A 24,459-nucleotide genomic window follows, 5' to 3' on the forward strand; every position below is an offset into this window, starting at 1 on the left:
GGAAGTGAATTGGAGCCACTTCCAAAGTGGAGAAATAAAGAGCCAAATCGGGTTACTTTCTCAGACTTGCTGACAGAGTTTAGGCGGGAACTGCTGGAAAAAGTCGAATTTGCAATGGACGGACCACGACTGCATTTTGATTAATCAACAATAATATCGACAGCCGTGGCCTAGTTTTGTCCAAACTTGAGAGCGAAACCCGTTGGGTTTCGCTTTTTTTCGCCCTATCTCACTGACAGCTTACTTCGCTGGTATCGCCACTACCATCTTTGCAGCTCTTCTTCCAGTCACCGTTTTTATCGCAGGAACGAGTTTGACCGTTGACGTCGAACTGGTTTTTATCCCCTTTCTTTCCACCCTTGGTTTCTTTTTCGTGCTTATAGAAGCACATCGCCCCGTTGGACGGAGTCGAGCTCTCTGTACCGCAGCCGACTTCTTTAGTATCGCCGATGCCATCCTTGCAGCTCGTCTTCCAATCACCATCCGGGTTGCAAGATCGGTTCTGACCGTTACCATCGAACTGGTTCTTATCGCCTTTCTTTCCGCCTTTGGTATCCTTCTCGTGCTTATAAAAGCACATTGGCGCCTTGTTTGAGGAGCCCGGAGCCTGAACAGGCAGGAGCACCTCGTCCAGCATAATCATGCCGTTCGAAGCCACGAGGCTGGCGCCTCCAGGTGAATCCGCATTGCTGTTGGTCACGCAGTGGCCCAATTCGTAAATCAAGGTGCCGCTTCTCTTCGTATCGTGAGTATACCCGAGCATATGGCCGATCTCATGAATGATCGCACCGGCCCAGTCCCTTTCGGTGAAGTTTACTTTGAGCGCTTCCGTGTTGATATTCACGATAAAGGGAAGATCATAGGGAAGAGGTGACGTTCCAGGACGTTCGCCGTTCGGCCCCACATGGTTCCTGTTGCCTCCTGGGCTGGAAGGAGCATCCCAGCGGATGGCTTTGGCCATTTCATAGCTTTTGCCATCAGCGGAAGGCAAACTATAGGGACGGAAAATGCCCACCGTGCTATTGAAAGTTCCGGTCATGAAATGAAAGAGCTTGACGCCCGTTATATAAGAATTGGTTTGGAATTTGGCATCATTGGTGGCAGGGGTGCCCGTTGCCATCGCTGGAACGAACTCCGCGTCTGCGTTACGTGCGACGCACGCTTCCAGGTCAGACGTACCCGTCTTCAGCTTTTGGTTGAGATGCTTTTCCACAGCCTGCATTGCCAGCAAAGACGCTCTACGGAGCAGCTCAACCTTATCGGCGGGAATGCCACGCATTTCCCAAATCGTCTGGGTCGGCGAAGGGGTTGAAGATCCCGCTGCATAGCTGTCAAAATTCACACAGAAACGGCTGGTGTTCGGTTCATTGCTGGGTTGTGAACTGCCGCAGCCCGCTGCGCTATCGTAATTTAGCGCATAAGCTTTGGTTTCCGATGAAGACTCGTCCGCGGCGTCTCCACAGCTTTGCAGAAAGAGAGGTGTCATCATTGCAAGAGCAAGAAGGGGCTTTTTAACATGTCGCATAAAATTCTTAACATCCCTTGTAAGAGGGTTGACGGGATTGAGCTTGCCGAGTTTGACAAGAATGGGCGTCTCTAACAGCTCAGGCGCCTTCTAGCAAGAAGGACTATTGAGGGCGACCAAATAATCGTTTTCAATGGAGATTGACGAGCTGAATCGACTTGATTTCACGACCTCGCTGACAGGTTAAGGCAAGAGATAGGGACCTTGCTTCTATGTTTGGACGTCAGAGAATCAAAGTATACAAAGATCACCTGAGATGTCTTTCAGCCCGGAGTGGAGGTCACAGGTACGCTTTTCCGCATCTCCACCTGAACCCAAGAGATTGCGGGACGAATCACAGCTCGACCCGTGCTAAAATAAGTGCATCACAGCAATACAAAAACAAGGCCTTCCGCATATGAAACGCAGTCTTACTATCGCCCTCGCAGCATTCCTGGCCGCTTGTCGTTCCATTCCCGTATCCGAGCCTTCGCATAAGGTGAATGACCCCACCCTGGGTGGCAAGCCTTACAACTGGATTAATATCACCGAAGAGGAATACAACTCCATTTTAATGTATGGACATGAGCAGGAATTCAATCTGCGCGCATCGGGATTGGCCGCCGTGGATCATCCTGCGCGCAAAAGGCTTCAGGCCCTTATGGATGCTTTTGATGCGAAGCTGCGCAGCACCTATCCTGAGCAGCTCAGGGATGTCCCCGCACCAGTCGCGCATCTGGTCCTGACAGGAGTCTCGAATGCTGTCGTCTACAACATCAGCGTCTGCCTTTCGCGGGCGGGTTATCTTCCTGCTCTGAAATCCGGCCAGACGCGCTATTGGCAGTACGAGCCCACGACCGAGGACTTCACCTACGATACGGCTCCTGAGAAACCTGTCCTTTGCGTCAAACGCAAATTTTCCGATCAAGAGACCGTCGAACTTTTCAAAAACATCACAGGTGCATCGGGAGTAGTCTCAGAGAAGGGTGCGCTGCAGCTTCCCGATTCCTTAAGTGCTCGTTTTTCGGCAGGCGCTCCCTCTCGCGCCGCAGACATCGCCCTGCTCCAAGTGCCCAACGCCATCACGTTCTACGCAGGTCTTCTGATCGAAAACACGGAAGAGGACATCGTTTTTTGGCTGGCACATGAACTTGGACACTACTACCGGGCGCACGGCATGACAGCAAAGAATCAATTCGCTGTCTATTACGATCTGACAAAAAAGAATCCCGGCACACGTCCGCGGCAAACGAAAGCCCTGGCAGAATTCGGAGCCCGCATGGAAGCCCTTCGCCGGCTCATGACCGACGGAACCACGCGGAATCTCAATGCTGCTCAGAAGAAGGAATGGAAGGAATTGAATCGCGAGGCCTTTGAGAAAAAAATCGGTCAATACACAGCGGAACAGGAAGCGGATGAGCTGGCTCTGGAGTGGATTTTGAAGGCTGGATTCGATCGCGATCTACCGATTCGAGCATTGCTGGCTGCCTTGAAAAGCACTGATCCTTTAACAAGCAGACGGCCACAGCCTGAGCAGGAGTGGAGCTACGATCGCTGCACCCAGGCTTTTGAAACAGGCTGGAAAGATCTGGACGATCTTCCTGTATTTGTTCCTGTCGGCGATTATCATGATGAACATCACTCGTCCTGCTACCGGGCTTTCAACCTCTTCCGGGAAACTCAAACCCACAAATATCCGATCCAGGCATCCGCTGACAAGCTGCCTCTGCTGAGTCCTGATGCCTGGATCGCTATTCAAAAGCGTCTGCTTGCGGATGTGAAAGCCTTGGAACTCTGATCCAAGACTAGCGCGAGGAAACTCTTTCATCCGCCTTCTGATGAGTCAGCACGATGCGATCCTGATAGCGCTCACACTGCCCTGGTTTTTCCAGACCCGGTTCAATAAAGGGAACCACGGCGAGAAACGGGTTTATCAGCGTACCCAGCCCGAAAGACGCCGCCGTCTTTATCAATAGTTCTTTGCGCGAGGTGCTGATACGGATGTTCTGTAGGGGGCCTTTGAAACTCACGGGAGATGCCACACTGCCAATGCTGAAATCTTTGGCAGACGCTTCAAATCTATAATCAATATACTTCTTTCGGAGATCCACGTAGCCTTCCCCACGGACATTGCTGTCTTTGGTGGACAAGAAGAACTGCTCGGTTTGAACCACTCCCCCATTGACTTGAAACGAGGCATACATGCAATTGATGGTAGTGGGAGGGTTGTCGGCAAGGATTGCTGCCAGGGTTTCCGTGAGATCCATGCTCAGGGCTTCCACGATCGTCGAGGCAAGATATCCCTGTTCAATGGCAAACTGCATCTGACCATCAGCATGGGAGGCCCACTGTGCGATGCTTGAACCTTGACTCTTGAGCTGCAGTGTACCCATGAGTTTGCCTTTGACCAGCTCGCGGGACGAGAGGTGAATCGCGGGGATGCGCAGCGCCATGCGGCGTGCAGCCGCCGTGAGGTTCAGCGATTCCAGTCCCAAGCTTACCAGAAGACGGTGTGGAGTCGACCCGGCATCCAGAGTAACACTCCCCCCCAGATTGCCGAGCGAAGCATAGATATTGAAGGGAGAAATAGAAAGACGCCCCTCACGAAGTCGAATATGAGCATCTGCCTGGACCGGACGTGCTGTTCGCGTCCGGCCATAATACTCCGCGACGCGGACACGGATGTCACCCTGAAACTTTTTCATGAAAGCCAGGGGGATATGTTTTTCGGATAGAAGCGTTTCCTTGCTCCCCGCCTTCTGTCTTTTTTCCGCTGTCGTCTGATCCGTATCGGTGTTCAAGAGTCCTGCCAGATCCTGATAACGAAGCTTTGCCAGAACGATATCCCCTACCCAAGATGGCTTCGAGGTTTCAAGGTTCAAAGCAAGGTCCCCCTGCAAATGACTGCCCCCCAGGCGGACATCAAGGTCAGAAAAGTTGTAAAGTCCACGCTCATAGGCCAGTCGGAACGAAAGCTTATAAGGCGGAATTGAACCGAGTGAAGCAGGCAGCAGCGCTTGCAGCCGCCGTGCGTGTTGGCCCTGGGCCTTGACTCTGAGATGATAGCTTTCCTGATCCAGGCGAAGACCGCCTCCCACGGACAGATCCTGTCCAGCGATGGCCAGCTTAAACTCCACAGGATAGGCGCGACGACTGTTACGGAAGTCCAAATAGGAACCCAGCTGCGCGGTCAACTGATAGGGTAAATCCATAATGGAACCTTCACTGGAAAGACTCAGTGGCTGGTCCACCGCCGGTGACGTGAGACGTAGAAACGCAACACGACCTTTCAAGTCCTCGCCTTTTTTCAGATAGACCCAGCGCAGGTCCTGAATGATCACAGACTGCAGGATAAGAGGCGGATACGCCGCAAGCTTGATCTGGATTCCTGGCTCTTTTTTCTGAGGCTTCCGTGTATCCACGGGCGTCCTGCGCAGACGCAAAAGACCATCCGTGATTCGAAACGAGATACCCAGAGCCTGATCATCTCGTTCTCGGGGCCATTGCACGGCCATCTTCATAGTTCTGGCCGTCAGATACGATACTGGCCATGGTCGCGGCAAGGGAAGAAAAGCCTGACCAGCGCGAATGAAGTCAAAGGCATCGCCCTGCCGCGTGACTTGAAATTGGACGGTCCGGTCCCGGCTGTCGACGATAAAAGACCCAGCGAGACCACTCTGACCGATAGCCAGCTGAAATGGTTCAAGGGCCAGCCGACCATGATCCAGAGTAACCGTCGCCTGCACATCCCGCAGCTGAGTCCGACCCCTCCGCCCACGGTACTCATCAATGGACACAGTTAAGTGAACGACGTAGGTCTGCAGAAGACTAAGAGGCATGAGCTGATCGAAGTCGCTCCAAGGCCTATGCTTGTCCTTTGCACCGACTTTACTCGATGGGCCTGGTTCGGACGTGGGCAGAAAAGCCGCAAAATCCTGGTAGCGCAATAGACGGGAATGAAGCTGCCCCACCAGCGAAGTACGTCTGGACTCGAATTGATAGACGAGGTGGCCTTCGAGTTCGCTGAGGCCGATTCTCAGCGCCAGCTGGTTCAATTGAATGCCTGCTGCCGTGCGGATAAGCTGAGCGCTGAAACTATAGGGGGGTGCTCTCAGAAGACTGAGCGCATGCGTCGCAGGTTTACGTGGAATGGCTTGAGGATCGCCTTCGGCCGCGACATCAAGACGAAATGTAGCATCGGCAAGATCAACGACGCCAGAAACGTGAGTCTTCTGCTCGGCTATGGCCAGATCGAACTGTATCGGAAAATAATGCGCTTGAGCTTGAAAGGCTGCAAGTGAACCCAAAGTTCCTGTCAATTGATAGGGAAGCTCCCTGAATGCCCCACGGCTGGTGAGACGGACAGGCGAATCCGGTCCAGACGCATGAATCCGAAGGCCGGTAATATCCAATGCCAGCACTTCCTTTCCAGAGTCACGCTGCATTTCGATTCTGAAAAGTTGCACATCAGCATCCTGTATAAAAACCAGCGGCCAATTATCCACAAAGGAAGACGCTTGTTCTTCGTCTTCTCCCGTCGCATCCTTCTCTGCTGCCGTCATTCGCAGATAGGCATTTTTAAGAGAAATATGATCAATAAGGAGTCGGTCATCGAACCATGACAGAGGGTGGAGCACGACCGAAGCTTGCTGAGCGGAAAAGGCCTCATCGCCACCTGCAACGTCGTACTGCAGATCCAAGCCAGTCACTCTTAAGGATGAAGTGCGTCCGATGTGAACATTGAAGCTTTTGAGGCTGTCCACGCGCCAGTCAGTTGATCTTTGGACGAGGTTAGCGACGATGTCCAGATGCCTGTTCCAGTCGATCGTATTAATAGCGAATAGAAGAAGCACGAAAAGACAGAGAATACCGATCCCCACAGCGAAAATAGAGCCGAAGAATCCTTTCATCGCCTTCATAGCTCACTCCTCAGTTTTCATGTGAGCAGCGAATCTGTCTTCGTCGTGCAACAATTATTCCGGGCTATGGGATGAACCCACACGCTTTCAAAGTATTCTTCTGGCGTAATAGCGACATGCATAGAGCCTCTGATCCGCGCTGTCGAGTCATGCCGAACAGGTTTAATGTGTTAACGCACAATCTCGAAACTCGATTTTGGGCACACGAAATGCAATGCATTTGAACTGATCCTTGCGATCCCAAGGATTTTTTCATCAACTCAACCAACCAAGGAGGTAACCATGAAATTTGCCAAAACGTTTCTGGCCTTTGGATTGGCCCTGGGCCTGATAGAAACCCAGGCACGAGCGGACAATGAAAAGGACAATAAAACGAACAAAACCACAGAGAGCAAGGAGAGGAACGCAAAAGCCCAGACGCAACCAACACCTGTGGTGGTGACTGAATTCTGGACCATCTACATCGATCGCCTGGAAAAGGAATCGGTGGCTGTGGAGTTCCCGAAAGGCTCTGCGGAGCTTCCAGCGGCCGAGCAGACACGGATCAGTGACTGGACGCGCGCCTGGAAGCAGGAGAAAGATATCGACAAGATTATAGTGGCTGCGTGGTCGGATGAACCTTATCCGGCTCAGAGCACCACAAGACTCTCCGAGGCCTCGCGTGATCTTGCCGAGAAACGCGCTGACACCGTCGAAGACTTGATCGAGAAATCGGGTATCAGTGACGTTGATACATTCAGCATGGCCGAGAAACCGAACTGGTTCCAAAAAGCTTTTGCGACCGATGCGGCTCAGATCAAGGGAGCGGTCCCGAACAAGCGGATGGATTCTTTGAATGAAGATAGGATCAGAAAGATCCTTGACGCCAAAGGCGGGCCATCCAAAGCTGTCATCATCGTGAAACGCGACATGAATCGACAGGCAACTTAAGAACCTATTCGCAAAGATGCCTGTTCCTGTATCGCAGGAACAGGCATTCTTTAAACCATCTACTGACGTGAACGGCACTAGGGAGCCATCTTGTTTTCATGATCCGAAGAAGGTGTGCCCAGCTGAGACTTCGATGCATTCGAATCATCTGGCGGACAGTCAGCGGCTGCGAGAGCGCCTGGCTTTCCCCCGACAGTGGCTGAAGCAGGAGTTGCCCCAGGCGGAGGACAAGGAATGGCCTTCCCTGAAAGGCTATTCTGCGCCGCGCTCCTGTCATCAGAAAGCTTTGTCTCCTGATTCACGGGTGCCACCCGCGGCGGGGTTGCGGCCGCTGGATCGGAATATTCCCCTTCGGCAACTGGTTCCGGCCTGGTGAGTGGCGCCTGATATTCATTAGCCTCATAAGGTTTGCGATTGCAACCCATGAGAACTGTAAATAGTGCACATAAACCGATATTTCCGCGAAGCCTGGATATTCTCATGGTGGACCTCCTATCTCGCTTGGTAAAACAATCGGCATTTGCCGCTCTGGATCCATGCAATTTAGCGTCCATGGATCAGTTGTCGGGACCGATGCAGACGTGAAAATCCTGGCCTTCCCAACTCTGGGAATTCAGCCAATAGAAGGTGAAATCCACGGCTTTGACGCCGGCCTGCAGGCAGAGATCCACCGACTGCAGAAGAAAACCATTATCTCGTGTCTCGATATCATGGATGGATTGCCATCCATCGTCAGACCAACGCACACGGGCAGGAGTCGCCGTCTCAATACGAAAACACGGACAGCACGGTACGCTTCGGAGTTTATTATTAAAGCGCCAGATCGGAATGATTTTTTGAGGCTGATGCGGAATGAAATGCTGCCGAACCACATCCTCCTGATCCACGATGCGCCCATCGGCCAACGAAAGGCAGAGTTTGATATATTCCGCATGAGACCAAACCAGAGGCATGGCGCTGCCGGTGGGGCATCCCCGCGCAAGGTGATGATCGGGAATGTCATCAGCATCCCAGACCTGCTCAGGCAGAAGGCAGGAGGCATTGCTGAAGGCGGCCATGGTTTGCGCCAGCCGTTCGGCTGTTTCCCGACGTCCGGCTGCCAACTCATAGTGAGCGCGTTCGCCTGTTAAAATAGGCCAGAGTCGTCCTTTGCCAGAACCGTCGAACGGGGAACCATCGGGCTTCTCCCCATACCGATCACTGGCATAGCGATGCCAACCAGGTCCGAAGGGTGTTTCCGACTTCAGCACATGGTCGACGACTCTCACACTGGCCACGATGCGGGGATCATGAGGATCTCTGAGCCCGAAACGAACCAAAGCCAACACATCAGGACTGACCTGGGCTTCAATCTTTGCGGTCTGCAAAAGAGCGGAAGCCTTCGGCAGTTTGCCAGGCACCGAAACACCTTCCGGCAGGATATTGGCGTAATAACCCTCCAGATTCAACTCGTGGGCAAGCCCTGTATTCCGCACATAGGTCCATGTCTCAATTCGGGAATTCCACCAGTCGGACGCCTCTTCCAGATAGCGAGCTTCCGCCTCCTTGCCCAATTTTTTGGCCATTTCCCCGGCTAAAAACAAGGCTGCAACCTGCACAGCCAAAGAATAGAGCGAGTAGCCGGCTTCGTTTTCCCAACGCCCTTCTCCCGTCACAGGTCCGTGCGCAAGGATATAGGATGCAGCCTTTTGTATCATCGGCCAGAACTCTGCCAGCTTCTCAGAGGTCCATCGCTGACGGTGGCTGATGGCATAGAGCAGCAGCAGCGGACTCGCCGTCTCGTCCATCTGAATGCCATCCCACCAAGCTTGACCCGTGACCCACATATTCTGGGCCCAGTGCCCATCCTGGTCCTGTGTGCGCTGCAGATAGTGAAGTGTGCTTTCGACTTCGGCATTCGCATTCAGCGCGACAAGCGCCCCTGCTGCCTCACACATATCACGCGGCCAAATCATATGATAACCGGCCCGAGAGCCCTCTCCGTTTATTTCGCCCCAAGGCATGGCGAGGCTGGCAATGATGCCGCCTGGATTTTCCTTGGCCATATGGGTTTTGAGGACGAGGCAGCTCGTCATCCACAGTTCTTTGCGAGCGCTAGCAGGCCGATCCACCGGCAGACCATGCAACCATCGTCGCCAATTCTGAAGATTGACGGTCCAGGCATCGGCAAAGCCGCGGCCTAATGATGTCAAAGCATTCTTGGCCGCTTCATCAGCGGAGCTGCCAAAACCCATGGCGAGGCAGGATGGATTCCTTGTGATTTGCAGTGTGATGGCCACAGAGCCATCCGAAGCTTCATGGAAGACCTCGCTTAATTTTCTGTCCCGCCGCAGAACCTGCCAGCCGTCACTCGACCCGACATATCCAACAGAACCAGCGCTGAAATCCGGCTTGCTGATGACGGCCATAAATGTTTTGCCATGGCTGGAAAAAGCCACAGGATGGCCTCGCCATTCATCAATCCAGGCGGAATTATGCGACACCTGGTTATCCAGATGCGGCGTGATGAGCGCAAAAAGCTGCAGAGGATCCGACTTATGCGCCGGGAGCAGATGCAGCTCCTGCAGCAGGACCGGAAGTTCCGGGTCCGCTGTGATGTGTTTGATGAGCGAATAGCGCCCCTGCTTGCAGCGGCTTCGAACGGTATAATTCGGAACACCCCATTCCTCGGTCGTCACGTCTGCAGCGGCATCGCATTTCTCTTCAGAAAAAAACTGCCGACCATCCGTAACGATAAAACCAAGTTCGCGCAAGCTGGGCGTGTCAATCCGCGGAAAATAAACTTCGGTGACGATTCCCTGGCACAGAGTAAACCACAGACGACTTTCTGGATGCAGAGCGGTCCCAACCGCTTCCTTGGCTCCAGGTGCCCAGGGCGTCGCGACCCCGGGATGACCATAGGCTTTTCGCTCTTCCTGTGCCCATCCCATAGTAATCCCCCTTTGTCGCGAGCCTTGTCGTCTTCATCATCATGCCGCGCCGCATCATTCTCGTCTTCGTCATAAGCCCCGATGCCCTGCAGAGCTTTCATACTGATTGCGGCAGAGGTTCCGGGTGCAAGGCCCATGCCCAGCAATTATGCCCACGATAGGTCATCTGGTATAATGCCGCTGCGCCCTTTTTCATCCATATGTTTTATCTATGAATAACCTAAGAAATATATATTTTACTTGGACGCACTTTTACGATCTCATGGTTGGATATATGATGTTACGAAGGGCTCGAAACATGAATATTCCGATGCTGTCCTTTTCCCTTTGCGCCTCGCTCTTTCTCTGCATGTGCGCGGAGGCTCCTACGGATCGGCCTCAGGCGCGCACCCTGTCAAAGTCCTCGGTGCAGTCTTTCAAAGGCTATAAAATACGAAGATTCAAGCTTGCTCAGCACGCTTATGTTTTACCCTTTCGCTGCTTTTTTGCCGCCAAACCCCGGGAGCAAGCCCGCCAGAGAATCAACACTGCGGACTTCCGGCAGGATAAGGCCTCCCGCCTGGAAACGAGGAACATCGACACTACGCCTTTCACCCCCTAAACATTCTTTCCGTTCCACTGCCGTTCGAGCCCTCTCCAATTCTGGATCTTATCTTGCAAACTTCCTCATGCCTGATGGGCGTTCATTGCGCAAACCCAACGCTAGAGCATAGCGGGAATAAGGAGTGAAGTATGAACGAGAATCCTGGCATTGGCGAAAAGGCGGGCAATATCATTCGGTCGGCAACGGCTCAAGCAGCCGGCATCGGAACAGAAACGACATCGACCATTCTAAAAAAATTGCACGTCATCAATCGTGCTGAAATTGAAGCAGGCTCCATTGCCTTGCAGCGGGGTCTCTCGGCGGCAGCCAGGGACTTCGGCCAGCATCTGATCAGCGATCACGAGCGAATGGACCGTGAGATCACTCAAGTGGCTCGGAATTTCAACGTGGATCTGCGTGATGAGCTATCGGAAGAAAGCGTGAGGCACCTCCGCGAGAAACTGGAGGACGTGGCCAGCAATTTGCGGGAGGCCGACCCCAAGGAATTCGATAGGATTTTTGGCGATAGCATGTACAAGGCCCACAAAGAAGCTATTGCCATGACGCAGAACGCTGAGGATGATGTCTCCTCGGATGAGGTCGGGCAGCTGCTGCGCTCGACGGTCGCGGCCCTCCAGCACCATGTCCAGCTTGCGGAAAGGGTTCAGGCCCAAGCTCAATAAAGAGTCAAAGACTTACATTGAAGTGTTGGAATCTCTTCCTTTCGAAGTGGAGCTAGTCAAGCTCCACTCCTTTAAGGATTCAGTACCTGGGCGACTCGCCTTGGGATGACCAGCCTCTGGTTTGCGCGGCTACCGAATGACGACGGGCGCTCAGATCCTGATAGTACTGGGAAACCTTGGTCTGGAAAGACTCCGAGAGACTCAAGTCTCGTGAATAAGGAGGCGCTTCCTTAACCTCATCCCGCACCATGGCCACCATCATGACCCGATCTTCCCAATTGATAGCCTGAATCATGCCCCGATCCACAACCACCTCACCGCCCGGCCACCAGGTTCTCGTATCGACGATCACGTGGGTGACGCTCCAGTCGGCGGCATCAATGAGCAGGTCCTCGACATGCCCCAGGTCACCATCAAGGGCTCGCAGCCCGTAGCTTTTCACCTCCAGAAAGCTGCGCAGATGGCTCTCTTCCGCCTGACCGGGATAACTCTGCCCTTCCTCGGAAGGGCTTTTGGGCGTTGCGCTGGACAAAAGATCCAGCGTTCGGGAGATCCCTGCCGGATAAGGTGGATAGGTGTAGATTCCTGGAAAGGAAGAGACGGCCTGAGGTGTCGACCAATAGGGCGACCACCCGTAGTACGAACTCAAGTATTCTTCGTACTGACGCGAAACCGTCTTTTCCGTGTCCGCGCCGGGACTGTTTTTGATCTGCTCTTCGGTCAGCTTGGATTGAAAAGCACCGGCCTCGGCATCCAAAGCGGTCAAGGCCTCGGGACTGATCAGGACCTGCCGCCCCGATAGCCATGAACCTGTGTCCACGACGCAGTAACGGATCTTCCAGGCACGATCGTCGAAATAAAGATCCTTGATGATCCCGGCGCCACGATCGACAGCCTGGACTCCGATCTTGATCAAAGCACTTGCTCGATAGAGCATTTTATCCTCCTTCCATGCGTCTCAGATCATCTCCCGAACCTTGTCTGACATCGCCGTAAGCGCAATCTTACCCGCATAGGGCTGTCCTCTTGCGAGCGCCTCGGCAAAGTGTTTGGCCTGTTCGAATTTGATCTTGCCAGGAAGAGGCGGTTCGAAAGGATCGACGACCGCCTCGATCAAGGCGGGACCATCATGAAGGAAGGCCTCATCCATGATCCGGCCGCAATCTGCGGGATTTTCGATCGTGAATCCTGCGACTCCATAAGCACGGGCCAAGGCCGCAAAATCAATCGGCTGCAGGTCAACTCCGTATTCAGGATTGCCCAGGAATACCATCTGCTCCCACTTGATCTGGCCCAAGGTGTTATTCTTGATCACAATGATTTTAATCGGCAGCTTGTACTTGACACAGGTTGCTAGTTCCGAAGGGAGCATCGAGAAACCACCGTCGCCAATGAAGGCCACGCACTGCCGGTGCGGAAACGCGATCTGCGCGGCGACCGCATAGGCGAGTCCGCAGGCCATGGTTGCGAGCGTACCGGAGCACGAGAACATCTGGCCCTTCTTGGCCCGGATCTGTCGCGCCCACCAGGTCGTGATGGTCCCTGAATCCGAGGATATGATCGCATCGTGGCTAAGGCGTTTGCCCAATTCCCACGCGACGACCTGCGGCTTCATCGGCATATCGGAACGTGTGCCGCGTTCTTCCATCAGCTCCCACCATTCCTCCATTCCTTTCTGCGCCTTTTTCAGGAAACTTTTATCCTCTTTGTTCTTCAGAAGAGGTGAAAGGGCTTGCAGCGTCTTTTGGCTGTCACCGATCAAGCCAACCTCGACCGGATAGCGAAGGCCGATGCGCATCGGATCCATATCGAGCTGAATGGCCCGAGCCTGTCCTGGCTTGGGATAAAACTCCATATAAGGGAAGGATGACCCGATGATGAAAAGCGTATCGCAATTCTCCATCACCTCCTGCGAGGGTCGCGTGCCGAGCAGACCCAGCCCACCCGTTGTATAAGGGCTGGTATCCGGAACCGCTGCTTTCCCGAGCAGAGCTTTAATAATGGGCGCGCCGAGCTTTTCCGCCATCTCCTCGATAGTATCACCCGCGTTGAGCGCTCCGCGTCCGATCAGAAAAGCGACTTTTCGCCCGGAATTCAGAAGGTCGGCGGCGGCATGAAGATCATGCTCCGAGGGCAGGCGATCGCTGAGAGCGCGCACGGTCGATCCATGATGCGGCACGTTGCGCTCCGAACGGCGCTTTTCCATGACCTCCATGGTCTGCATATCCACCGGGAAGGTGATATGAGCCACCCCCTTATAGGAAAGAGCTGTGCGACAGGCGAGATCCACGACTCCTTCCACATGGGCCGGCCCCATGACCCGGCTGTTATAGATCGCCACATCCTGGAAGAGCTTATCAAGTTCGACATCCTGCTGTGTATAGGTATTGATCAGGTCGTGAAATTGCAAACCTGTGATGGCCAGAACCGGCTGACCATCAAGCTTGGCATCATAGAGCCCATTCAGAAGATGAATGCCTCCCGGCCCCGATGTGGCCAGGCAGACCCCGAGTTTGCCGGAAAACTTTGCATAGGCGCAGGCCATGAATGCTGCGGACTCTTCATGGCGAACCTGTATGAAGCGCACCGTATCCTGGCGCTTGCGAAGTGCTTCCATGATTCCGTTGATTCCATCACCTGGAAGGCCGAAAATTGTATCCACGCCCCAATCGACAAGCCGTTCAATTAAGATATCTGCCGCTGTATGTTTCATTGGTAAGAGTCTCCTGTCTGCACGCCGGCCGTTTATTTTTGCAGCTTCAGCAGCATCATGCCACGTCCCGAAACGGTCTTCATCCAGAGCTTTCTGTATGCTCAGCTGTCGCTCGGATCGCTGAAGCATTCTATCCATCCTGGAAAGGTAACAGTGTTGTCGCGGGACTACGCTTCGCAGAGGCTGCATGGATAGACTTAAACTATGGATCGCATTCTTTTCATGTATGAATGGCATTCGAAGCTGAAAACGAAATGCGAATGCGCAGCCTCGAACGAATCCATGGGAAAAAACAAAATAAAAAATCCTTTTCCAGCATGCACCTTGCAAGAGCACGAGACATATGACAGTTGGTCTCGCGAGAAGAGGAGAGAATGCTGGAATTTTCGATGATCAATGGCTCAAGCTCGGCTACCCAGGTCGTGCTTTGGTTTGGCCCCATGGGAACTGCCGCCCTCTGTTATTCCAGCTATTCGGCTCAACGCCTTGGAGTTCAGCAGATCTGGACCATTGGCAGCCTGGTCGTCACACCGCCTGTGTTCGTCCATGGACTCAATACCACGCCCCAGCCAAAACCGGAATCAGTCGCCAAGGAGGAAGCACGCTATGGACTCGCATAGTTCACAACATCCCATGCAAGGCATGAAGCAAAGGGGCGGAACCCGCTCCATGGGAGACATGGGTCATCCCTACAGTGAAGCCCGCTTTCGCATGCTGGAGACGCATCATAAGCAAACGCTCTGGGTTTACTGGACGCTGATCCTGTTCGGGGTCTGGATGCTGGTGGCCCCTTTCACCTTCGGTTCGCACAGCGCTCTCGTTCAGCCTGCGGGCGGGCGTTCCGTCTGGTTGAGTCTGGAGCAGCGCGCCACCGCTATGCTCTGGAGCGATCTCTTCTCCGGGTTTCTTCTGCTGATCTTCGGCTGGCGATCCTTGACTCCCAACCGGCCTTATAGCCTTTGGATATGCTGTTTCACGGGCATCTGGCTGACTCTGGCACCCATACTTTTCTGGGCCCCGAAGGCTGTTCTCTATCTGAATGATACCTTCATCGGCGCCTGGGTGATTGCTCTGACCGTCCTGATCGCCGGCATGCCCAACATGATGCTCTATATGGAAATGGGAGCCTCCATGCCCTCGGGATGGACCTATAATCCATCGAGCTGGCCACAGCGTTGGATTATGATCGTAACGGGCTTTTTGGGTTGGATAGTCTCTCGCTATCTGGCCGCCTATCAGCTCGGCTATACGGGTATGATGTGGGATCCCTTCTTTGAAGGCTCCGCCTCACGCGTCCTGACCTCGGATCTTTCCCGCAGCCTGCCCGTTTCGGACGCAGGTCTGGGCGCGATCGCCTACACATTCGAATGTCTCATGGGTTTCATGGGTGGCCCTGCTCGCTGGAGGACCATGCCCTGGATGGTCACATTCTTTGGAATCCTCGTGATTCCGCTGGGACTCGTGCATATCCTGCTTGTGATTTCACAGCCTGTGGTGGTAGGCGCGTGGTGCACCTTCTGTCTTCTGGCAGCAGCCATCATGCTCCCTATGATCCCTTTGGAAGTCGATGAAGTCGTCGCCATGGGTCAGTATCTTGCCCGCGTCCGGCGGCGTGGAGACTCACTTTGGAAAGCCTTTTGGAAAGGAGGGCCGGAGGAGGAGCAGCAGCATGAGGAGTCCATGCATGAAGCGCCTGAACTCCTGGCACTGCCGCAGAAGACCTCAGAGGTCTTGAAAGCTTCGTTCTGGGGATTCAGTCTGCCCTGGAATCTTATTCTCACAAGCCTCGTAGGGCTTTGGCTGATTTTCAGCCCCATGGTCTTCCAACCGGATCCCAAGGGCACCGAACTGCTTCAAGTGCTCGGGCTGCTGACCATAACATTCTCCGTATTGGCCATGGGTGAGGTCATTCGCAGCTGCCGCTATCTCAACGTCATTCTCGGGCTCGGGCTGGCTTCGATCCCGTTCGTCCTCAACACCGCAGGGTCTCTGCGGATTCATAACATCGCTGTCGGTCTTGCCATCGCCCTCTTGTCGATTCCCAAAGGGAAAATAGAGGAGCGTTACGGGACATGGCAGCGATGGATCCTTTAAGGAGAGCATCATGGAATCAAGTGCAGACAAGGAAGTGGTGGTCATCACAGGCGCATCAGCCGGCGTGGGGCGTGCGACGGCGCGGGCCTTTGGTCAACGCGGGGCCTCCGTGGCCTTGATCGCGCGCAATGAAAAACGGCTGGAACAGACCAAAGCGGAGATCGAGCAGGCCGGAGGAGAGGCCCTGGTGCTACCGCTCGATGTTTCCGATGCGCAAAGCATGGATGAGGCGGCGGAGACTGTGATGCGGACCTTCGGCAAAATTGATGTCTGGGTGAACAACGCCATGGTTTCCGTATTTTCACCCGTGAAGGAAACAAGTGCCGAGGAGTTCCGCCGTGTGACGGAAGTCACATATCTCGGCTACGTCCACGGCACACTCGCCGCGCTCCGGCATATGCTGCCCCGAAACAAAGGAACGATCGTGCAGGTGGGTTCGGCTTTGGCCTATCGCGGCATTCCCCTGCAGGCGGCCTACTGTGGAGCCAAGCACGCGATTCAAGGTTTTACGGAGTCACTGCGTGCGGAACTTTACCATGACAAAAGCAATGTTTGGGTCACCATGGTGCAGATGCCGGCTTTGAATACACCACAATTTGCCTGGAGCCGCTCACGCATGCCGCATAAGGCCCAGCCCGTGCCACCCATCTATCAACCGGAAGTTGCCGCTGAGGCCATCGTATGGAGCGCGCACCACCGACGTCGACAATTGAGTGTGGGGCTTTCCACCTCGATCGTGATTCATGGCAACAAAATTGCACCCGGCTTCGGTGATCACTATTTGGGGTGGACAGGTTATGCGTCGCAGCAGAGGCCTGAACTTCGTGATCCCAATCGTCCGGATAATCTTTTCGAGAGCGTTGCGGGTGATTACGCGGCGCATGGTGACTTTGATACAAGGGCTCACGGGTCAAGCCCTCAGCTCTGGATGAATACGCATCGAAGCATGATGCTGGGCGTAGGACTGGGCGCTGCAGCCCTCGGCTATCTGTTCAGCCGCAATCACTCGCATTGAAAAAGGCGCTCCTGCATGGCTCAGCTGTTTAGCAAAAAAGCCGATCACATTCTCAGAATGGTGCTGATCGGCATCGTGCTGCTGGGTGGACTCTCGATCGCTTTGGGTTACGGCTGGAGCTATTCATCCTTCAATACGAACGAACATATGGTCGTCCAGCAAACAGTGCCCTTCAGCCATGAGCATCATGTGGGAGGACTGGGCATCGACTGCCGCTACTGCCATACCTCGGTCGAAGTCTCGGCGCATGCCGGCCTGCCCGCAAGTTCCATCTGCATGAACTGTCATTCCCAGATCTGGTCCGAAAGCGCGATGCTGGAGCCTGTGCGGGATTCCTTTGCAGGGAAAAATCCTTTGGTTTGGGCCAAGGTGAACGATCTGCCTGATTTCGTCTATTTCAATCACAGCATCCATATCACCAAGGGCATCGGCTGTGAAAGCTGCCACGGGCGCGTCGATCGCATGCCCCTTATGGAAAAAGTTCACAGCTTTCATATGGAATGGTGCCTGGAATGCCATCGCGATCCCGCGCCGCATGTGCGACCAAGGGAAGCGCTCACCGTCATGGGATGGGAGCCGAAAAGCGCCGAGCAAGCGCCGGACGTCCTGGCCCGTCAGTACAAGGTGCAATCCAAAACAGACTGCTACGCCTGTCATCGTTAAAAGGAGTTCGCATGGACCAGTCGTCCCGTGACGATCATCAGCTTTCGCGCCGCCACCTCCTGCAGTGGATGGGAGGTTTATCCGCTCTGCTGGCCACGCCTGGCTGCGTTCGTCAGCCGCGCGAATACCTGATCCCCTATGCGCGCATGCCTGAACACATGATCCCGGGCGAGCCGCAGTTTTACGCCACGGCCATGCCCTCGGACGGTTACGGCATCGGACTTCTCGCCAAAACACATCTGGGTCGTCCGATTAAAATTGAAGGGAATCCGCAGCATCCGGCGAGTCTTGGAGCCACTGATGCCTTCGCCCAGGCGTCGATTCTTTCTCTTTATGACCCGGAACGCGCCCGTGCAGTCACAGGTCCCAAAGCAGTGGGAACATGGTCGGACTTTCGCCGTGCCCTGCGTCAGATGCTGGAAAATCCAGCCCGTATCACCGATGGAAAAATCCGCATCGTGCTGCCGCGCGAGACCTCGCCCACGGTTCTGGAAACGGTGAAGCAGCTGCAGCAGACCTGGCCCGGCATCATCTGGCATCGCATGGGGGCCTTGCCGCTCGGCGCGGAAGGACGGGTGGCCTCTGGGCTTTTGCGCAGGCCCGTGGATGCCGTTTATGATCTGACTCGCGCCGATCGGGTGCTGTCCTTCGATTACGATATCTTTTCGATGGGACCGGGTCGTTTGCGTTATGCTCGCGAACTTACGCAGCGACGCGGCGAAGATCGGCAGCAGGATATGAATCGGCTCTATAGCGTGCACACGACGCCGACACTTTTCAGCGCCTACGCTGATCATACGTTGCCTGTGTCTGTTCCCGGTTTGCGTGCGTCCCTACTCGCCCTGGCCCGCGCTCTGGGTGTGGAAGGCGGCGGTTCCCCGATCCTCCCAGCCGAGCAGCAGAGATGGATCACGGAACTGGCGGATGATCTCAAATCGCATCGGGGTCGTTCCCTCGTGCTTCTCGATCCCCTGCAGGCCGATGATCTGCAGCAGTTGATTCTGCAGATCAATGCCACGCTCGGCAATATGGGGCAGACACTCGTCTGGCAGGATTCCGTTCTCGATCGGAATGATATTCTTTGGGCGAGCGAGGAAGCTCTGGCCCAGGATCTCGAACAGCACAAGGTGGAGGTTCTTCTGCTGCTCGGCGTGAATCCCGCGTATCATTCCGCGTTCGCGCCGACCTTTCGTGAACAGCTTCCACGACTGGCGTTCAGTGCGCATCTGAGTCATTATTACGATGAAACGAGTCGCCTCTGCCACTGGCATATTCCGCAGGATCACTATTTGGAATCTTGGGGCGATATCGCTGCATTCGATGGTACGACTTCGATTCTACAGCCCACGATAGCCCCGCTCTTTGCCAGCAAATCAATCCTGGGCTTTCTGCAGGGGCTGAGTTCCGCCTCGGAGCAAAGCGACTACGATCTTGTTCGTGGGTTTTGGGAACAACAGCGGGGCGGACCGCGCTTCGCTCAGGATTGGGAAAGCTGGCTGCATGCCGGTCTGATTCCGCAAACAGAACGAGCGCGAATCGCCTGGACGGAGCCGCAATGGCCACCCATCACGCAGCGGGCGAACGTGGCCCCTGCGACGTCCACGGAGAGCATGGATGTGGTTCTGCGGCCTGATCCGTCCCTTGGTGATGGAAGCATGGCCAACAATCCCTGGCTTCAGGAATTGCCGAAACCCTTCAGCAAACTCACCTGGGATCATGCTTTGCTGATGCATCCTGATCGGGCGAGGCATCTGAATGTGCAAACAGAAGATCAGGTCGAACTGGAAATCGAAGGCAGAAAACTGGTAGTTCCCGTTCTGATCCTCGATGCTCATCCGCGTGAAACGTGCACTCTGACTCTGGGTTATGGCCGGGATATGCCCGGGCACCTCTGCCACGGCATCGGCGTGAACGCCTATCAACTGCGGCGTCCGCAGGATGGCTGGTCTTTGGAAGGGGTTCATGTGCGTAAACTCAAGACAAAGCGCTATCCCCTGGCGCGGACCCAGACTCATTTCATGGAATATCCCCATCAGAATCTGGTTCGCATCGGCGACTGGCAGGAATTTCTGCAGAATCCTGAACTCTTCACGAAAAAGCACGAAGAACCCCGCACCATGGAACCGACCATACCCATCCAACCGTCGCGTATTCTGAATCAACCCGAGGATCCGCTGCAGTGGGGCATGACGATCGACACCAGCACCTGCATCGGCTGCAACGCCTGCGTGGTGGCCTGCCAGGCGGAAAATAATATCCCGGTCGTCGGCAAGCACGAGGTGATCGCCGGGCGTGAGATGCACTGGCTGCGTATTGATCACTACTTTGAAGAGAAAAGTCCCGACGCCGACTGCACCTTCCAGCCCGTTCCCTGCATGCACTGCGAAACGGCTCCCTGCGAGCTGGTCTGTCCCGTCGAAGCCACGGCGCACAGCGAGCAGGGCCTCAATCAGATGGTGTATAACCGCTGCGTGGGGACGCGCTACTGTTCGAACAACTGCCCTTATAAAGTGAGGCACTTCAATTTCCATAACTACGGGAACGTGAATTCCCTCACTCAGCTCCAACGAAATCCCGATGTCACCGTGCGCTCGCGCGGCGTCATGGAAAAGTGCACGTACTGCGTGCAGCGCATCAACGCGATCCGCATCACGGCCACACGCGAGGGACGCGAGGTTTCCGGCAACGAGGTGCAGACCGCGTGCGCCCAGGCCTGTCCCACCCGGGCCATCATCTTCGGCAATATCAAAGAAAAGACGAGCACCGTCGCGCAGTGGAAACGCAGCACGCGCAACTATGATCTTCTCGGGGAATTGAATACCCGCCCCCGGACGAGCTATCTGGCCCATCTGAAAAATCTGAACGCGATACTGCGCAAACTGAGTGGCCGGTCGCAACCCGAGCCGAAGGAAGGTTAAGCCATGCAGCAGGAAAAGGAAGGTGCCGCCTATCTCGCCCATCCTGAACGCCACAGCCTGGCTTCGGTGACCGATAAGATCGTATCCATCGTTCAGGATGCGAACCGTCGCGGCGGATGGCTTTTAGGCTTCGGTCTCGCCTTTGCGCTTCTCATGCTGCTGTTTGCGAGCATCGCCTGGCTGCTGTTCGCCGGCATCGGCATCTGGGGCGTTAACATCCCGGTGGCCTGGGGCTTTGCCATCATCAATTTCGTCTGGTGGATCGGGATCGGACACGCTGGAACGCTGATTTCGGCCATCCTCCTGCTGTTTCGCCAGAGCTGGCGTACATCGATCAACCGTTTTGCCGAGGCCATGACGCTCTTCGCGGTGGCCTGTGCAGCGATCTTTCCCTTGCTCCACTTGGGAAGGCCTTACCTTTTCTACTGGCTGGTCCCCTATCCCAATACCATGAATCTCTGGCCGCAATTTCGCAGTCCCCTCATGTTCGATTTCTTTGCCGTGTCCACCTATGGAATAGTTTCGCTGCTGTTCTGGTATGTGGGTCTTTTGCCGGATTTGGCCAGTCTGCGGGATCGGGCGCGCAGTCTGCGGATGCGCCGTGTGTATGGAGTCATGTCGCTTGGCTGGCGCAACTCTGCGAGGCACTGGCAGCATTATCAGACCATTTATCTGATCATGGCCGGCCTTGCCGCCCCTCTTGTCGTGTCGGTGCATACCATCGTGAGTTTCGACTTCGCGGTGGCCATCGTTCCTGGCTGGCATTCGACCATCTTTCCACCTTACTTCGTCGCAGGCGCCATCTACTCGGGTTTTGCCATGGTTCTTTGCCTTCTGATTCCGGTGCGCAGCGTCTATGGCCTTAAGGATTTCATCACCGATCGGCATATTGATGTCATGGCCCGCGTGATGCTGGCCACGGGGATTTTTCTCGCTTACGGGTATCTATTCGAAAGCTTTACGGCCTTCTATAGCGGGGATACGCAGGAAATCAGCATGCAGCTCGATCGGATGACAGGTCCTTACGCGCCTATCTATTGGATACTTCTCGTCTGCAACATCCTCATCCCGCAGTTGCTCTGGTGGAAAAGCCTGCGTTCCAGCTCCATCGCCGTTTGGCTGCTGGCCATGGTCATCAACGTCGGGATGTGGCTGGAGCGTTTCATCATTGTCGTGACCAGTCTGCACCGCACCCAGCTACCAGCGCAGACGGGTTTCTATATGCCGACCTTTTGGGATTGGAGCACCTTTATCGGCACGATTGGTTTGTTCCTATCCTTGCTTTATCTCTTCATGCGCTATCTTCCGATCATCGCGGTGAGTGAGCTGCGGGAAATGGTCGCGCACAGCAAGGAGTCCCCACCATGACGCCGGGCCGTGAACTCTACGGAATCATGATGGCCTTCGATGGAGCCGATCAGGCCCGCGAAGCTGCGCAGAAGCTGCATCAGGAAGGCTTTCGCGCGCTCGATGCCTTCACGCCTTATCCGGTCGAGGATATGCCCGAAGCGCTCGGACTTAAGAAAAGCTGGCTGCCGAAAGCCATATTCTGCGGCGGGCTCCTGGGTGGCCTCAGCGGATATGCCCTGCAGTACTGGGCGTCCGCTTATGCGTATCCTCTTGTCATCGGAGGGCGTCCTCTGAACAGCATCCCGGTTTTTATTCCGATCACGTTTGAAACAACGGTCCTGGCTGCGGCCCTGACCGCGACCTTCGGCATGCTGATCGCGAATCGACTGCCGCGCCTGAACCATCCGGTTTTCAACGTGCCCGAATTCGAGCGAGCCAGCGTCGATCGCTTCTTCGTCTGCGTGCGGGCCGATGATCCCCGCTTTGACTATGAGCACCTTCGCAGCTTGATGAATCAACTTCCCCATGAAGGGATCCACGATGTCAGGATCTAGATTTTCCATCATACTGCTCCTGCTGCTGATGAGCTGTCGTCCTGCGGACATGTACGATCAGAAAAAAGCCGTGGCCTATGAATCCACTCCGGTATTTTCCGACCAGAGATCCGCGCGGCCGCCGGTGGACAATACGGTGGCGCAGGATTCTGATTTCAACCAGCCCTGGCGTGCAGCCCACCTCGACAATGAACGCAATACCGCACCCTTTGCCATCGCCCGGCCTGATTTGGAGCGGGGACGCGAACGCTACGAGATTTATTGCACGCCCTGCCACGGCTGGACCGGCGAAGGCAACGGAATGATCGTTCAGCGCGGCTACCTGCAACCGCCTTCGTTTCACGATCCGGTTCTGAAGGGAAAACCTCTTGCCCACTATGTGCAGGTCATGACCTCAGGAATCGGCGCCATGCCCTCCTATGCGGCACAAATTCCCTTGCGGGATCGGTGGCTGATCGCTGTCTATCTGCGCGTTCTGCAGTCCAGCCGCGATGTGCCGGTGACGAGCCTGGGCGATGAAGCCCGTGGAAAATTGGAGGAAGCCCAACCGTGAACGCCGCTCTTTCCCATTCAAGCCGTCCCCACTGGCTCCTTTGGATCCTTCTGCTGTTGGGCGTCGTCGCCTGTGTGGCTGCGGCTCTGATGCAGCCTGCGATGTTTTTTGTCGCCTATCTTGAAGCCTATCTCCTGATTCTCGGGACCGTCCTCGGCAGCATGCTGATCCTTCTGATTCATCAGCTGACCGGGGGAAACTGGGGCTTTCAGATCCAGGGTTTTCTGAATGCCTCTCTTGCCACCCTTCCCTGGCTGCTTCTCTTTCATATTCCCCTGCTCTTCGGTCTGGATGCTCTTTACATCTGGTCCCGCCCCGATGCTCATGCCCTGCTGCCTATCCTGGATCGCAAGGACTGGTATCTGAACACTCCATTTTTTTATGTTCGCACCGCCATCTTCTGGGCCTGCTGGCTGCTGATCGGTTTTCTTCTGCGGCGGCAGCTCAAATTCCAGATCCGTGATGGCCTGCGGGAAACCAATCGAAGTCTGGGTTCCTGGGCTTTGATCGTCAGTGTCCTGACCATGAGCTTTGCGTCCGTGGACTGGGTCATGTCCCTGGAACCGCACTTTTACTCGTCCATTTACGGGCTCATCATCCTTACGGGTTTTCTGATCAGCGCCTTTGCCTGGGTGATCATCGCGCAGGCCAGCTCACCACCGGCAGCGTCTGCCGAGCGATCGGCCGAGGGGAAAGGAACCCTTCTGGATCTTGGCAACCTGCTTTTGATGAGTGTCATGCTCTGGGCCTATGGCAGCTTCTCTCAGCTGATCCTCGTCTGGGCGGGGCAGTTGCCGGACGAGATCCTTTTTTATCACAGACGTTTTCATGCGCCCTGGCAGGCTCTCGGCTGGTTTCTTTTGCTTCTGGGTTTTGCGCTCCCCTTTGTGCTTCTCCTCTGGCGGCAGAATAAGAAGCATCCCAGAACTCTGCTTTGGATTGCGATCATCGCGCTTTTAGGCCATTGGCTCGATCTGATCTGGAATGTGCAGCCCTTTTTCGAGGCGCCGCTGATGATCTGGGTGAGCCTGACTCTTCTGACGAGCCTCA

Annotated in this window: 18 protein-coding genes; 13 read left to right on the top strand and 5 right to left on the bottom strand. The window is 55.0% G+C overall.

Features of this window, described 5'->3' with window-relative positions; genetic code table 11:
- Positions 1–229: 229 nt before the first annotated feature.
- A complete protein-coding gene (locus tag VFO10_RS28700; RefSeq protein ID WP_325145462.1) occupies positions 230–1,525 on the bottom strand; it encodes a hypothetical protein in 1,296 nt (431 codons plus the stop codon).
- Positions 1,526–1,922: 397 nt separating this feature from the next.
- Here VFO10_RS28700 and VFO10_RS28705 point away from each other — a divergent pair, with 397 nt between their 5' ends.
- Positions 1,923–3,302: a hypothetical protein gene (locus VFO10_RS28705; protein WP_325145463.1), complete on the top strand. Its 1,380-nt coding sequence runs from the start codon at positions 1,923–1,925 to the stop codon at positions 3,300–3,302.
- 7 nt (positions 3,303–3,309) lie between these two features.
- Here the strand turns inward: VFO10_RS28705 and VFO10_RS28710 are convergent, their stop codons facing one another.
- Entirely contained in the window at positions 3,310–6,423 is a 3,114-nt protein-coding gene (locus VFO10_RS28710) for an AsmA family protein (protein ID WP_325145464.1), read from the bottom strand.
- Positions 6,424–6,705: 282 nt separating this feature from the next.
- Between VFO10_RS28710 and VFO10_RS28715 the strand changes: the two genes are divergently transcribed.
- Positions 6,706–7,353, top strand: a complete 648-nt coding sequence (locus VFO10_RS28715) for a hypothetical protein (protein ID WP_325145465.1) — start codon at positions 6,706–6,708, stop codon at positions 7,351–7,353.
- Positions 7,354–7,486: 133 nt separating this feature from the next.
- Complete coding sequence (locus VFO10_RS28720; RefSeq protein WP_325145466.1) at positions 7,487–7,729, top strand: hypothetical protein; 243 nt, start codon at positions 7,487–7,489, stop codon at positions 7,727–7,729.
- 181 nt (positions 7,730–7,910) lie between these two features.
- On the opposite strand, the gene VFO10_RS28725 is transcribed toward VFO10_RS28720, so the two are convergent.
- Positions 7,911–10,283, bottom strand: coding sequence for a glycoside hydrolase family 15 protein (locus VFO10_RS28725; RefSeq protein WP_325145467.1), 2,373 nt, complete (start codon positions 10,281–10,283; stop codon positions 7,911–7,913).
- Positions 10,284–11,015: 732 nt separating this feature from the next.
- Between VFO10_RS28725 and VFO10_RS28730 the strand changes: the two genes are divergently transcribed.
- Entirely contained in the window at positions 11,016–11,549 is a 534-nt protein-coding gene (locus VFO10_RS28730) for a DUF4142 domain-containing protein (protein WP_325145468.1), read from the top strand.
- A 79-nt stretch (positions 11,550–11,628) separates the two neighbouring features.
- On the opposite strand, the gene VFO10_RS28735 is transcribed toward VFO10_RS28730, so the two are convergent.
- A complete protein-coding gene (locus VFO10_RS28735; RefSeq protein WP_325145469.1) occupies positions 11,629–12,486 on the bottom strand; it encodes a hypothetical protein in 858 nt (285 codons plus the stop codon).
- A gap of 21 nt (positions 12,487–12,507) precedes the next feature.
- On the bottom strand, positions 12,508–14,262 hold the full coding sequence (locus VFO10_RS28740; RefSeq protein WP_325145470.1) for a thiamine pyrophosphate-dependent enzyme: 1,755 nt from the start codon (positions 14,260–14,262) through the stop codon (positions 12,508–12,510).
- Positions 14,263–14,636: 374 nt separating this feature from the next.
- On the opposite strand from VFO10_RS28740, the gene VFO10_RS28745 reads away from it, so the two are divergent.
- The 9 genes from VFO10_RS28745 to VFO10_RS28785 form a co-directional block, all read left to right on the top strand.
- Positions 14,637–14,882: a hypothetical protein gene (locus VFO10_RS28745; protein ID WP_325145471.1), complete on the top strand. Its 246-nt coding sequence runs from the start codon at positions 14,637–14,639 to the stop codon at positions 14,880–14,882.
- Entirely contained in the window at positions 14,869–16,356 is a 1,488-nt protein-coding gene (locus VFO10_RS28750) for a vitamin K epoxide reductase family protein (protein WP_325145472.1), read from the top strand. The genes VFO10_RS28745 and VFO10_RS28750 overlap by 14 nt, the downstream gene beginning before the upstream one ends.
- 10 nt (positions 16,357–16,366) lie before the next feature.
- Entirely contained in the window at positions 16,367–17,371 is a 1,005-nt protein-coding gene (locus VFO10_RS28755; protein ID WP_325145473.1) for an SDR family oxidoreductase, read from the top strand.
- 15 nt (positions 17,372–17,386) lie between these two features.
- Positions 17,387–18,034, top strand: a complete 648-nt coding sequence (locus tag VFO10_RS28760; protein WP_325145474.1) for a cytochrome c3 family protein — start codon at positions 17,387–17,389, stop codon at positions 18,032–18,034.
- Positions 18,035–18,045: 11 nt separating this feature from the next.
- Complete coding sequence (locus VFO10_RS28765; RefSeq protein ID WP_325145475.1) at positions 18,046–20,952, top strand: 4Fe-4S dicluster domain-containing protein; 2,907 nt, start codon at positions 18,046–18,048, stop codon at positions 20,950–20,952.
- A 3-nt stretch (positions 20,953–20,955) separates the two neighbouring features.
- The gene (gene nrfD / locus VFO10_RS28770; protein WP_325145476.1) at positions 20,956–22,320 is read left to right on the top strand and encodes an NrfD/PsrC family molybdoenzyme membrane anchor subunit; all 1,365 of its coding nucleotides are present in this window, start codon (positions 20,956–20,958) and stop codon (positions 22,318–22,320) included.
- Positions 22,317–22,856 (top strand): DUF3341 domain-containing protein, encoded by a 540-nt coding sequence (locus VFO10_RS28775; RefSeq protein WP_325145477.1) that lies wholly within the window; start codon positions 22,317–22,319, stop codon positions 22,854–22,856. Before nrfD ends, VFO10_RS28775 begins: the two co-directional genes overlap by 4 nt.
- The gene (locus VFO10_RS28780; protein ID WP_325145478.1) at positions 22,843–23,409 is read left to right on the top strand and encodes a cytochrome c; all 567 of its coding nucleotides are present in this window, start codon (positions 22,843–22,845) and stop codon (positions 23,407–23,409) included. Before VFO10_RS28775 ends, VFO10_RS28780 begins: the two co-directional genes overlap by 14 nt.
- On the top strand, positions 23,406–24,459 hold a 1,054-nt coding region (locus VFO10_RS28785), incomplete at its 3' end, for a hypothetical protein (RefSeq protein ID WP_325145479.1). The genes VFO10_RS28780 and VFO10_RS28785, both read left to right, overlap by 4 nt.

Origin of the sequence: Oligoflexus sp., from assembly GCF_035712445.1 — a bacterium.
GTDB lineage: Bacteria > Bdellovibrionota_B > Oligoflexia > Oligoflexales > Oligoflexaceae > Oligoflexus.